This is a genomic window from Kitasatospora sp. NPDC004289 (assembly GCF_053602875.1).
Map to the genome: position 1 here is coordinate 19333 of NZ_JBSGEL010000057.1, position 12151 is coordinate 31483.

Here is a 12151-nt window from a genome sequence, read left to right on the forward strand (position 1 = left end):
CGCGAGGGGCCCGGGGTCGTCGTGACCCCGGGCCCCTCCGTGCTGTCAGCCCTCCTGGACGACACCGCCCTTGGGTTCGGTGAGGCGGGCCTCGTCGGCGGCGTCGCCGGTCCGCGCCTCGGTGCGGCGCGAGCGCGCGAGGTAGTCGCGCAGGATCAGCTCGACGGCGTCCTGCGGGTTCTTGGTGCCGGCGAGGAGCATCAGCTCGATCGCGAAGTCGGCTTCCAGGGAGACGTTGACCTTGGCCATGGCGGCAGGATACGGCCGTGCCCCCGGAGCCGACCAGGTCTCCGGGGGCACGGCTTCATGCCGTCGTCAGACGCGGCCCGCGAAGTCGGGGGCCCAGTTGGCGATGGTCTCGGTCTTCACGCCGGCGCGGGGGTTGGCCGCCTCGACGTACTTGCCGCCGCCCAGGTAGATGGCGACGTGGTAGACGCCGGAGTTGGCGCCGTTGTTGGACCAGAACAGCAGGTCGCCCGCCTGGAGGTTGTCCAGCGAGACCCGGGTGGCGGCGTCCGCCTGGTCGTTGGCCACCCGCGGCAGGGAGATCCCGGCCTGGCGGAAGGCCGCCTGGGTCAGGCCGGAGCAGTCCCAGCCGCCGTTGCTGCTGCCGCCGTAGACGTAGGCCTGGCCGACCTTGGAGAGCGCGAAGTTGATCGCGGCGGCCTTGGAGCCGGTCGCGACGGTCGCGGTCTGCTCGGCGGCTGCGGCGGCGGACTTCTTCGCCTTGGTGGTGGTGCCGGTGGAGGCCGAACCCGACTGCGGGGCGGTCGACTTGGGGGCCGGAGCCGGAGCCGGGGCGGCCTGGGCGACGTTGCCCAGGACCAGCTGCTGGCCCGGGTAGATCATGTCCGGGCCCTCGGTGAGCTGAGCCTTGTTCAGCTCGTAGAGCTTCTCCCAGCCGCCCTCGACGTTCTGCTGCTGGGCGATGGTGGAGAGCCAGTCACCGGCCACCACGGTGTAGCTCTTGGCGGCGGCGGGCTGCGCGGCCGGCTGGGCGGCGGGCTGCTCGGCGGCCTTGGGGGCCTCCGCCTTCGGGGCCGCGGTGGTGGTCGAGGAGGTGTCGACCTGGGCGGCGGCGCCGCCCTTGGTCAGGCCCGCCTTGACGGAGCAGACCGGCCAGGCGCCGGGGCCCTGGGAGGCGAGCACCTTCTCGGCGACCGCGATCTGCTGCGCCTTGGTGGCCTGGTTGGCCTGCGGCGCGTACTGCTTGCCGCCGAACTCGGCCCAGGTGCTGGAGGTGAACTGCAGGCCGCCGTAGAAGCCGTTGCCGGTGTTGATCGACCAGTCGTTGGTGGACTCGCACGCGGCGACCTTGTCCCACACGGAGACGGGGGCGGCCGAGGCGGTGCCGGCGGTGAGGGTCGGGATGGTGAGGCCGATGCCCACGACGCCGGTGGCGGCGATGAGTCGGCGGGCACGCTTGGAAGTGGTGCTGGACAGCACGAAGACGCGTTCCTCTCCCACGCCTGCGAGGTGAGCTGTCGGATTCGGGCTGGAGTTGCCCGGCCGTGCCTGAGCGCGGCTTCACCCCAAGCCTGAAATCGGTCATACATGACCAAAACCAGGCGACTTACCTGTGGTTCCCCCGCCCCTGCCGCGGTGCTGATGAGCTGCCGACCCGTCCGGCGGCAGGATTCGGCGTTCCGGAGGGGCTGGGTCCGTGTGGTCACGAACAGGGCGTCACGTTAGGCAGAGTTAAGTTGAAACCGCAAACCCCTGTGATGCTGATCATGGTTTCTTTACCGACTCTTCATGAACCGGAAGCTGTCGATCCGGATGTCGATTCCGATCGATTCTGTTCAAATTCCTTGCGAGCAAAGGGATTTGCCTATGCTTCGGGTCATGCGGCACGCGAGAGGGCCCCAGCCGGGCCCGGCGGACAACGGATCGGCAAAGGTCAGTCGCCGGAAGCTCCTCATCGGCCTGGCGATCGGCACCGCCCTGGCGGCGGTCGGGGTGGAGGAGGTGGTGCGGCGCAGCGGCAGCGGTCCTGACGCCCCCTCGGCGGCGAAGCCACCGCCACCGACGGAAGCTTCGCACTCGCACGGTGCCTCTCCGAGTGCCTCTGACACCCCGTCCGCCTCCGCCTCGGCCACCGAGTCGGCCTCCCCCTCGCCCTCCGAGACGGTGCGGCCGCGGAGCTGGTCCGACCCGGCCGGCTGGAGCGGCGGCGCCGCGCCCCGCCCCGGCGCGGCGGTGCGGATCACCGACCACGTGCTGCTGGACGGCGACGTGACGGTGGGTTCGCTCCTGGTCGAACCGTCAGGTTCGCTCACCTTTGCCCCGGATCGTCCGGTTTCGCTCACCTCGCACGGCAACGTCGAGGTCCGCGGCGCGCTCACCCTCGCCCCGTCGAACGCCGCCACCGTCCACGCCGTCCGCTTCCCCGCGGTCGACGAGGGACGCTTCCAGGGCGGCGGGATGGCCCTGGTGGAGAGCGACACCGGCCTCTGGGTCACCGGCTCCGGCCGGCTCCGCCTGGCGGGCGCCCAGCGCACCGCCTGGGTCCGTGCGGCCGGCCCGCTGAAGGCCGGCGACACCAGCATCCGGCTGGCCGCCGCCCCGGCCGGCTGGCAGGTCGGCGACGAGCTCGCCGTCACCCCGACCGGGACGCCCGACGCCGAGGGCTTCTCCGAGCGCTACGACCACCGCACCGTCACCGCCGTCAACGGATCCACCGTCAGCCTGGACGGCCCGCTCAAGTACGCCCACCCCAAGGTCACCACCGGCGGCGGGGTGAGCGTCGGCGCCGAGGTGCTCAACCTGACCCGCAACGTCCGGGTCGAGGGCACCGAGAAGGGCCGGGCCCACGTCCACATCACCAGCAACCAGCGGGCCGACGTCCGCTACGCCGCGCTGCGCTGGATGGGCCCGAGGTCGGCCGGCAAGGAGAAGTGGGCCGGCAAGCCCGTCACCGAGCCGGTGCTCGGCCGGTACGGGCTGCACTTCCACATGCTCGGCGACACCACCCGGGGCACCGTGGTGGAGGGCGTGGTGGTGCGCGACACCGGCAGCCACGCCTTCGTGCCGCACAACTGCCACGGCATCACCTTCCGCTCCTGCATCGCCCACCAGACCTGGGAGGACGCCTACTGGTGGGACGGTCCGCTGGACACCCGCACCCCCCAGGGGCCCTCGCACGACATCACCTACGACGCCTGCGTGGCCTCCCGCACCCAGTTCGACCCCAACCCGCGCGGCTACCGGCTGACGGGCTTCAGCCTCGGCGCGGGCAAGGGCGGGGTGGCGCGGGACTGCGTGGCGGTCGGCGTCCAGGGCGCCAACGGCGCCTCCGGCTACGAGTGGCCGGAGACCAGCGAAGGGGTGTGGACCTTCGAGCGCTGCCTGGCCCACAACAACCTGGAGAACGGCATCTTCGTCTGGCTGAACGCCGAATTCCACCACACCGTCGGCCAGTTCGTGGCCTACCACAACGGCGGCTGGGGCATCGAGCACGGCGCCTACCTGAACGACTTCGACTACAACGGAACCGTCCTGTACGGCAACGCGGCCGGCGGAGTGGCGATCCACGCGCTCGGCCGGGACAAGGGCACCGTCTTCGACGGCCTGCTGATCGACGCGGCCGGGCAGTCGGACTACGCCGTCTCCACCGCGCTCCACCAACTCCCCGGCGAGACCGTCCAGGTGACGCGCAGCACGTTGAGGGGATACCGGAAGGCCGGGGTCGCGCTGCGCGCGGTGGACGGCGGGGCGCCGGAGGACATCGCCATCCTGGACTGCGAGTTCAGCGGCACCGAGCTCTGGATCGACCCCAAGCTGCCGACCCCGAAGCGGGTGGTGCTGCGCCGGGCCGGGGCGGACCAGGCCCAGGAGATCCACCTCTCGGGCGCGCCGACCCCGACCACCAGCGCCGTTCCGCCGCGCGCCGTGGTCACCCCGCGGATCGCGCTGCGGGACGCGGCGCCGCTCTCCTGAGTCCTGGGTCGCGGGGTCCACACGGGGACGGACGCGAGGGGGCCCCGTACGGTTGCACACCGTACGGGGCCCCCTCGTGCTGTCGGGGTGTCAGGCCTCCGGCTGCTCCTCGAAGGCGGGCTGCGGGAGCGCTGCCAGGTACGCCGAGACGATCAGCTGGCCGACGGCCGGGTAGGCGCCGAGCGGGGCGGCGCTGGGGCAGCCCGCCTCCTCGGCGGCGGTGGCCAGCAGCTCCGGGTCGGCCTCGGGGCCGATCACCAGCGGGGCCAGCGCGGGGCGCTGGGAGCCGGTCGCCTTCAGGTGGTTGACGGCCGCCAGCACCGAGCCGGGCACGTCGAGCGCGGCGCCGACCACCGGGACGGCCAGGCGGGCGGCCAGCAGCACGCCGGTGATCTCGGCGGCCTGGGCGGCGTCCTCACCGCCGGCGGTGGTGAGCACGATGCCGTCCGCGGCGGTCGCGATGGCGAACAGCCGGGCCCGGTCGGCCCGGGCCAGCCCGGCCTCGGAGAGGCGGACGTGGACGGCCTCGGCCAGCAGCGGGTGCGGGCCGAGCACGTCCGTCACGACGGCGCCGTGCGCGGCGGCCAGCTCGTGAAGGCCGGTCAGGAAGCCGTGCGGGCCCGGGAGGAGGGGCACCAGCACCGGGGCGGGCAGCCCGGCCTCGGCGGCCCGGGCGAGCAGCTCGGCCACGGTGGGGGAGGAGTCGTCCTGGGAGCCGTCCAGGTAGGCGGCGGCGGTCTCGATGCCGGGCTGCTCGCCGCGCACGATCGAGAGCAGTTCCTCGACCACGGGGCGGACCTCCGGCCCGGCGGTGGCCGGAACGGCCAGCACCAGCGTCGGCGAACCCGCCGGGATCTCCGGCCGCTCGGGACGGCGGTGGCGCCCCCGCGCACGGGAGCCTGGAGTACGTACGGGCAGTGCCGGGCCCGGGATGGCTGCTGTGCTCATGGCGGAGATCGTAGGACATCTCGCCCTACCTCCCACAGCCGGGCCGGAGTCCGGACAGTGATCGGCGTCACAATCCGACAGAGGTGACGGACCGTGAGCCATCTCGAGAAACCCCCGAAGATCGACAACCCGCTGGAGTTCGAGTACGCGCAGTCATCGGTATGTCCACGATTGGCCCGCGTTTGTCCTGATACGGGGCCTCAACTCGCTTGTCGGACACCCGTGCTGACTGATTGATGCCCCACATCGTGCACGCGCAAACACCCGTGCTGATGCACGTGCACTGGAGCTATCATCACGTCAAGTGAGGCGAACGCCTGTCACGTCGGGGAGAATCCACATGCAGAACACCACGTACAACGGCATGCCTTCCGCGGACCTCGAGGGTGTGGTCTGGCAGAAGAGCCGCCACAGCAACTCGCAGGGGAACTGCGTGGAGTTCGCGGCGCTGCCGGGTGGTGACGTCGCGATGCGCAACTCCCGCTTCCCGGACGGGCCGGCCCTGGTCTACACCCGCGCGGAGATAGCGGCGCTGCTGCTCGGTGCGAAGGACGGGGAGTTCGACCACCTGGCGGGCTGACAGCCCGTCGGACCGGGGGCACCGGGGCCGTCGCGAGGGGATCGCGGCGGCCTTTCGTCGTGTCCGGGCCCGACGGGGCGTCAGACGGACGGGTGCCCCGTCGGCGGGTGCCGGATGACGGCGGGTCAGGCGGAGCGCCGGTGGCGGCCGGGGGCGGCCGCAGGGGCGGGGACGGTGTCGGCCTCGAACACGGCCCAGACCACCTTGCCCGCGCCGGCCAGCGGGTGCCAGCCCCAGGAGCGGCTGAAGGAGTCCACCAGGTGCAGGCCGCGGCCGGACTCGGCGACGAAATCGGGCTCGCGGGCCACCGGACCCTGGCTGCTCGGGTCACTGACGGCACAGACCACCTGGGGTGCGCGGTGCACCAGGCTTATTCGGATCGGCAGAAGGCGCGCATCGGCCCGCGGCTCCACGGTACGGTCGGGACCGGGCTGCACCGGCAGCCGGACCGCCGACGCGGCGTCGGGCCGCTGCAGCAGGGCGTGCCGCAGCGCGTTGGTGACCAACTCCGAGGCCACCAGGGCGATGTCGTCGAAGAGGGGAGCCAGGCCCCAGCCGTGCAAGGTCTCCCTGGCGAACTCCCGGGCCGTCTTCACGGCCTCGAAGCGGGGAGCGAGGGTGCAGCTGACCACGTACGGGTCGGCCGCGATGGCCGTACCGGTGCTCATGAAGAGCTCCTCCCATAAGGGGGCGGACACGGCGGGACCCACCGGGGTCATGCCGGTCACCTCCGACTCGCTCGGCCGCGCGGCCACCGGGCCGACGAACCACGTCCGCACACGGCTATCCGGCCGCGCGGGGGCGCGGCCGGAGGCGTGTGCGGAATCGCGCGTGGGGACGTCGACACGGTGCCCGCGGGGGTGCCAGGGGTGTGCAGGTGCACGTGCACCATGGTCCCGTGCGCACACTGCGGATGCAAGAGTCGATTCACGTGCAGTCGCACCTTTGGCATATGCAAGCGCCGGATGCACGTGCATCCTGGGAGGGTCGGAGCAGAACTGGCAGATTGATCAGTCAGTACCGGCACCCAGAGCGCTCAACTGATGGCAGACTGTGCGCTGTTTGCTCACGGCGGAGGTTTTGACGGCAATGACCACAGTCCAGCCCGGTGGCGGTTCGATGGTGCGCCGGATCCTGCTCGGCTCGCAGCTCCGCCGGCTCCGGGAGTCCCGGGGCATCACGCGGGAGGACGCCGGCTACCAGATCCGCGCCTCCGAGTCGAAGATCAGCCGCATGGAGCTCGGTCGCGTCTCCTTCAAGGAGCGCGACGTCGCCGACCTGCTCAGCCTCTACGGGGTGGACGACGGCGCCGAGCGCGAGGCGCTGCTCGGCCTGGTCCGCGAGGCCAACAAGTCCGGCTGGTGGCACAGCTTCAACGACGTGCTGCCGGGCTGGTTCCAGACCTACGTCGGTCTGGAGGAGGCGGCCGCCCAGATCCGCACCTACGAGGTGCAGTTCATCCCTGGTCTGCTGCAGTGCGAGGAGTACGCCCGCGCGGTCTTCTCGCAGACCCGCCCGGTGATCACCGAGGAGGAGCTGGAGCGCCGTCTGAGCCTGCGGATGCGCCGTCAGAAGCTGCTCAGCGACGGGCCGGGCCCGCGCCTGTGGGCCGTGATCGACGAGGCCGCGCTGCGCCGCCCGGTCGGCGGCCCCAAGGTGATGCGCGCTCAGGTCCAGTACCTGCTCGACGTGTCGGAGCAGGCCAACGTGGTGATCCAGGTGATGCCGTTCCGCTTCGGCGCGCACGCGGGGGAGAGCGGCGCGTTCTCCATCCTGCGCTTCCCCGAGCAGGACCTCGCCGACGTGGTCTACCTGGAGCAGCTCACCAGCGCCCTCTACCTCGACAAGCGCGACGACGTGGACGCCTACGTCCAGGTCATGGAGCGCCTGTGCGTGGACAGCCTGACGCCGGAGCAGACCAAGGACCTGCTCACCCGGATACTGTCCGGCAACTGATCTTCTCTCCGTCAGGGGCCCGGGCAGACTCATGTCCGGGCCCCTGACGCATTCCTGACAGGTCGTCAGACCCCGGCCCGGCTCAGACCCGGGTCGGCGGCTGCGCGCGCGGTGGCGCCTCGGGCAGCGGCGGCCGGCCCAACTCCCAGGCCAGGCCGTAGCGGTAGAACAGGTCCGCCCGGATCGGCGGCAGCGAGACCGCCGCGCCCGGCAGCAGCAGCCCGATCACCCCGCCCATCAACGCGCTGCGCAGCACCGCGTGTTCGGCCACCGGGTCGGCCGCGCCCCAGTCGCCCAGCAGCCCCTGGAGGATGCCGCCCAGGGTGCGCTGCTCGGGGTCCTTCACGAACGCGCCCACGTCCGGGTCGAGGATCAGCGCCAGGTGCGAGCGCATCACCCGGGGGTGGTCCAGCGCCAGCCCGAGCACCGCGTCGATCGCCCGGGCCAGCCGGGCCTCCGGGTCGCTGCCCCCGGGCAGCTCCGCCAGGGCGGCGGAGAGCGTCAGGTGCATCATCCGGTGGGTGGCCGCCTGCATCAGCAGCCGCTTGCTGTCGAAGTAGTACGTCAGCAGCCCCCGCGCCAGCCCCGCCCGCTCGGCGATGTCGCCCAGCGTGGTCTTGGCGTACCCGTTCAGGTCCACCAGATCGACCGTCGCCTGCATGATGCGGAGCCGGGAACGTTGGCGCATTTCCTCATTGACCGATTCCCCGCGAGGTGCCATCGTGTCTGCTCCGTACGTTGATTGGCTCCCAGCCAATATACTGTGCGGGAGCCGCTCGCCCGGCCCTTCGGGCTACGCGTACGGCGACGGGGCCGGGTCCACCAACACGGGGGTTTGGTGGACCCGGCCTCCGTCATGAACCGACCCGGTGGGTCAGCCCTTGGTGAGCACCTCGGCCGGCGCGGGGGTCTCTGCGGCGTTGCGGGTGTAGTCGTAGTCCGGCACCGCCACCGGCGCCTTGCGCCGCTCCAGCGCCACGCCCACGGCGGCCACCACGAAGCCGACCAGCGAGATCCCGGTGACCAGCAGCAGGGCCGGGCGGTAGCCGTCCAGCTGGGCCGCGGCGCTCTCCCCGCCGCCGCTGCCCGAGGTGATCACGGCGGTGACGGCGGCCATCACCAGGGCGCTGCCGACCTGGAAGGCGGTGTTCACCAGGCCCGAGGCCAGGCCCTGCTCCTCGTCGTCGACGCCGTTGGTGGCCGCGATGTTGACCGAGGGGAAGCCGAGCGCGAAGCCGATGCCGAGCAGCACCATGCTGGGCAGCACCAGCGTGGCGAAGCCGCTGTGCTCGTCGAGCCGGAGGAAGAGCGCGTAGCCGAGGGTCAGCGAGAGCACCCCGAGCACCATCAGGCGTCCGGTGCCGAAGCGGTCCACGATCGAACCCATCTTGGTCGCCGAGAGGGCGACCAGTGCGCCGGCCGGGAGGAAGGCCAGCGCCATCTCCAGGGCCGACCAGCCGAGCAGCCGCTGGAGGTAGAGCGTGGCGATGAACTGGAAGCCCGCGTAGGAGCCGAAGAGCGCCAGCGCGGTCAGGTTGGCCCGGGCCACGCCGCCGTTGCGGAAGATGCCGAGCCGCACCAGCGGGTGCGCGGTGCGCTGCTCGATCACCAGGAAGGCCGCCGCGAGGGCGAGCACCAGGACCAGCGAGCCGATGGTGCGCAGGCTGGCCCAGCCGGCGCTCTGGGCCTCCGTCACGGTGAACACCAGCAGGAGCAGCGAGCCGGTGCCGGTGACCGCGCCGGCGATGTCGTACCCGGCGGAGCCGCGCGGCGGCCGGGGCTGGCGGGGCAGCAGGCGGAACGCGAAGACCAGGGCGATCAGCGCGACGGGCACCGGCATCAGGAAGGTCCAGCGCCAGCCCGCCGAGGTGAGCAGGCCGCTGAGCACCAGGCCGAGCGAGAAGCCGCTGGCGCCGGTCACGGTGTAGATGCTGAGCGCGCGGTTGCGGGCCGGGCCCTCGGCGAAGGTGGTGGTGATGATCGACAGTCCGGCCGGGGCGGTGAAGGCCGCCGCCACGCCCTTGACGAAGCGCGCCGCGATCAGCAGCCCGCCGTCGTCGACCACGCCGCCGAGCAGGGAGGCGGCGGCGAAGACGGCGAGGGCGACCAGGAAGACCTGACGGCGGCCCAGCAGGTCGGCCGCCCGGCCGCCGAGCAGCAGCAGGCCGCCGTAGCCGAGCACGTAACCGCTGACCACCCACTGGAGGGTGGAGGTGGAGAGCTGGAGGTCGGTGCCGATCGAGGGCAGTGCCACGCCGACCATCGACACGTCGAGGGCGTCGAGGAAGAGCGCGGCGCAGAGCACGATCAGGGTGCCCCAGAGCCGGGGGCTCCAGGCTTCGTCGCCGTGGACGGACGGGGCGTCAGAGGGGGTGGCGGGAGCGGCGGATGCCGATGGCTCTCGTGCTGTGGTCATGGGGAGGACACTTCCATGCACGTGCATTCAATGCAAGTCGATTTAATGTGTGCGCAATAAGTTCATGCGCATGTGGTAGGGTGGCCGCGTGTCCGAACCCGATGTCCCCGCCGACGGGGCGAACCTGGTCTCCGACTGGCGCGACCTGCTGGCCCGTCAGGCGGCCACCGCCTGCGCGCTCGACCGCGAGCTGGGCGAGCTGCACGGGCTGGGAATGAGCGAGTTCGAGGTGCTGGAGCGCCTCTACGAGGACGAGCGGAAGCCCCTGCACGAGACGCGGCTGCGGGTGCAGGACCTCTCTGCCCAGGTCCACCTGAGCCAGAGCGCCCTCTCCCGCCTGATCGGCCGCCTGGAGAAGGCGGAGCTGGTCGAGCGGGCCATGTGCTCCTCGGACCGGCGCGGCATCTACGTCACCCTCACCGAGGCCGGCCGGCAGCGCTACGAGGACGCCCGGCCGGTCCACCGCGAGGTGCTCGCCCGCACCCTGGGCGGTGGCCCCGGCGCGCCCGGAGGCAAGCGGCAGGACGGCTGAGGCTCCGTCAGGTCCGGGCCGGTTCACCGTCAGGCGGCGGTGCCCAGCCGGACCAGGTCCCGGACCAGGGCGGCCGTCCCCTCCGGGAGGGCGGTCGAACCGTTCGCCAGCAGGATTCCGGCCAGGCCCTCCGCCGGCGCGACGAGCAGGGCGGAGCGGAAGCCCGGCACCGAACCGGTGTGCCCGGCGAAGCCCGGCCCGCCATCGCGCGCCGGGTCGTCCGGCCAGAGCTCCAGACCCAGGCCGTAGCACCCGTCCGGCACTGCCGGGCGGCGCATCTCGGCCAGGGTCGCCGCGCTCAGCACCCCGTCCTGACCCCAGGTCAGGAACGCCGCCCAGCGCACCAGGTCGTCGAGGGTGGACCAGTGCTGCCCGGACGGTGACATCACGCCGAAGTCGTACGACGGGACGGCCGTCGGTCCGCCGGTCTCCGGGTCGGCCGCCCAGCCGGTGGCGGCCGGTGCCGCCGGCAGGCGGGTGGTGCGGCGCATTCCCAGCGGACGGAGCAGCTCGGTCCGCACGCACTCGGCCCACGGGGCCGCGCGGTGCCGCTCCACCAGCGCTCCGAGCAGGGTGAAGCCGACGTCGGAGTAGTGGTGCACCGCACCGGCCGGGTACAGCGTGGGCGGCTGCCCGAACAGACCGGCGGGGAAGTCGTCGGTGCCGTCCCGCCGCCAGGTGGCGGGCGGGCCGGCGGGCACGCCGGAGGTGTGGGCGAGGAACTGGCCCACGGTGGCGGCACCGACCGGCTCCGGCAGGCCGGCCAGGTGGCGCCCCAGCGGGTCGTCCAGGCCGAGCCGTCCCTCGTCGCGGAGCCGGAGCACCAGGGCGGCGGTGAGGGTCTTGGTGATCGAGCCGATCCGGAACTGGGTGTCGGCGTCCAGCGGGTGGCCGTCCACGGCGCCCGTGGCGCCCCGCCAGAGGGGCCGGCCGTCCCGGAGCACCACGGCGGTCGCCGCCGTCGCGCCGAGGGCGGTACGGGCCGCCTCCAGGCGGTGGTCGAGCAAGAGGCGGGTGGCGGTGCGGAGTTCGTCGTTCACCAGGGGACGGTAGCCCGGCGGGGAGGGTGCGGGGCCACCGAATTCGGCCCCGTACAGTTCGGGTCGGGTCGGTGTCGGCCTGGCAAGGGGGATGTGGCGGTGGAGCTCGCGCGGTCGTGGGTCGAGGGGTGGGCGGTGTCCCGGGGGCTGGCCGGGCCGGCGACGGTGCCCTGGGGGCTGCGGATCGAGGTCGGGAAGCCGCGGGAGACGGTCCGTCACGTCCTGCTCGACGCGGAGGCCCGCACCACCCGTGCCCTGGCCGCCTCGGTCACCGAACCCGCCGTCTGCGTCAAGGGTTTCCTCCCCGCCACCGAGCTGGACCCGTACTTCCCGGCCACCGGCTGGCTGCCGCTCGACCCCTGCTTCCTGATGGCCACCGAGCTGCGCCCGCCGCGGGTACGGGTGCCCGAGGGCTACACCGTCACCACCTCGACCGCCGACGGCGTCGCCACCGTCCGCGTCCTCTGCGCCGACGGTGGCCCCGCCGCCTCCGGGCAGGCGGGCCTGACCGGCACCGTCTGCGTCCCGGATCAGATCTCCACCGAACCGGCCCACCGGCGAAGGGGGTTGGGCACGGTGGTGATCGCGGCCCTCACCGACGTGGCGCTCGCCCACGGGGTCTCGACGGGTGTCCTCGGGGCGACCGTCGAGGGCCGCGCGCTCTACGAGGCCCTCGGCTGGCGGACCCTCGCCCCGCTGAACGGCTACGTCTCCCGGGCCCGCTGAGGTGCCGGGGCCGT

The 12151-nt window shown here is 72.7% G+C and carries 12 protein-coding genes and 1 riboswitch; of the genes, 5 read left to right on the plus strand and 7 right to left on the minus strand.

The annotated features are described in order from the left end of the window. Positions 1 to 45: 45 nt before the first annotated feature. Both ACWEPF_RS29935 and ACWEPF_RS29940 read right to left on the minus strand, forming a co-directional pair. Positions 46 to 249, minus strand: coding sequence for a hypothetical protein (locus ACWEPF_RS29935; protein WP_452175008.1), 204 nt, complete (start codon positions 247 to 249; stop codon positions 46 to 48). Between the two features lie 66 nt (positions 250 to 315). Continuing rightward, positions 316 to 1467 (minus strand): transglycosylase family protein, encoded by a 1152-nt coding sequence (locus tag ACWEPF_RS29940; RefSeq protein WP_452175009.1) that lies wholly within the window; start codon positions 1465 to 1467, stop codon positions 316 to 318. Continuing rightward, positions 1454 to 1654: riboswitch (cyclic di-AMP (ydaO/yuaA leader) on the minus strand. Its footprint overlaps the gene before it by 14 nt. Before the next feature lie 191 nt (positions 1655 to 1845). On the opposite strand from ACWEPF_RS29940, the gene ACWEPF_RS29945 reads away from it, so the two are divergent. Further along, complete coding sequence (locus ACWEPF_RS29945; protein WP_452175010.1) at positions 1846 to 3939, plus strand: hypothetical protein; 2094 nt, start codon at positions 1846 to 1848, stop codon at positions 3937 to 3939. 90 nt (positions 3940 to 4029) lie between these two features. On the opposite strand, the gene ACWEPF_RS29950 is transcribed toward ACWEPF_RS29945, so the two are convergent. Beyond that, complete coding sequence (locus tag ACWEPF_RS29950) at positions 4030 to 4887, minus strand: sirohydrochlorin chelatase (protein ID WP_452175011.1); 858 nt, start codon at positions 4885 to 4887, stop codon at positions 4030 to 4032. Between the two features lie 340 nt (positions 4888 to 5227). On the opposite strand from ACWEPF_RS29950, the gene ACWEPF_RS29955 reads away from it, so the two are divergent. Next, entirely contained in the window at positions 5228 to 5467 is a 240-nt protein-coding gene (locus ACWEPF_RS29955; RefSeq protein WP_345289599.1) for a DUF397 domain-containing protein, read from the plus strand. Positions 5468 to 5592: 125 nt separating this feature from the next. On the opposite strand, the gene ACWEPF_RS29960 is transcribed toward ACWEPF_RS29955, so the two are convergent. Continuing rightward, entirely contained in the window at positions 5593 to 6135 is a 543-nt protein-coding gene (locus ACWEPF_RS29960; protein ID WP_452175012.1) for an ATP-binding protein, read from the minus strand. Between the two features lie 421 nt (positions 6136 to 6556). On the opposite strand from ACWEPF_RS29960, the gene ACWEPF_RS29965 reads away from it, so the two are divergent. Then, complete coding sequence (locus ACWEPF_RS29965) at positions 6557 to 7423, plus strand: helix-turn-helix domain-containing protein (protein WP_345289596.1); 867 nt, start codon at positions 6557 to 6559, stop codon at positions 7421 to 7423. An 82-nt stretch (positions 7424 to 7505) separates the two neighbouring features. On the opposite strand, the gene ACWEPF_RS29970 is transcribed toward ACWEPF_RS29965, so the two are convergent. After that, the gene (locus ACWEPF_RS29970) at positions 7506 to 8111 is read right to left on the minus strand and encodes a TetR/AcrR family transcriptional regulator (RefSeq protein WP_452175013.1); all 606 of its coding nucleotides are present in this window, start codon (positions 8109 to 8111) and stop codon (positions 7506 to 7508) included. A gap of 186 nt (positions 8112 to 8297) precedes the next feature. Further along, positions 8298 to 9839, minus strand: a complete 1542-nt coding sequence (locus tag ACWEPF_RS29975) for an MFS transporter (RefSeq protein ID WP_452175014.1) — start codon at positions 9837 to 9839, stop codon at positions 8298 to 8300. Between the two features lie 88 nt (positions 9840 to 9927). On the opposite strand from ACWEPF_RS29975, the gene ACWEPF_RS29980 reads away from it, so the two are divergent. Next, positions 9928 to 10371 carry a MarR family winged helix-turn-helix transcriptional regulator gene (locus ACWEPF_RS29980; protein WP_345289592.1) on the plus strand — a complete coding sequence of 148 codons (444 nt, stop codon included), beginning with the start codon at positions 9928 to 9930 and terminating at the stop codon, positions 10369 to 10371. A 29-nt stretch (positions 10372 to 10400) separates the two neighbouring features. Here ACWEPF_RS29980 and ACWEPF_RS29985 read toward each other — a convergent pair whose 3' ends face one another. Further along, positions 10401 to 11411, minus strand: coding sequence for a serine hydrolase domain-containing protein (locus ACWEPF_RS29985; protein ID WP_452175015.1), 1011 nt, complete (start codon positions 11409 to 11411; stop codon positions 10401 to 10403). A 99-nt stretch (positions 11412 to 11510) separates the two neighbouring features. On the opposite strand from ACWEPF_RS29985, the gene ACWEPF_RS29990 reads away from it, so the two are divergent. Then, positions 11511 to 12137, plus strand: a complete 627-nt coding sequence (locus ACWEPF_RS29990) for a GNAT family N-acetyltransferase (RefSeq protein ID WP_452175016.1) — start codon at positions 11511 to 11513, stop codon at positions 12135 to 12137. Positions 12138 to 12151 lie beyond the last annotated feature (14 nt).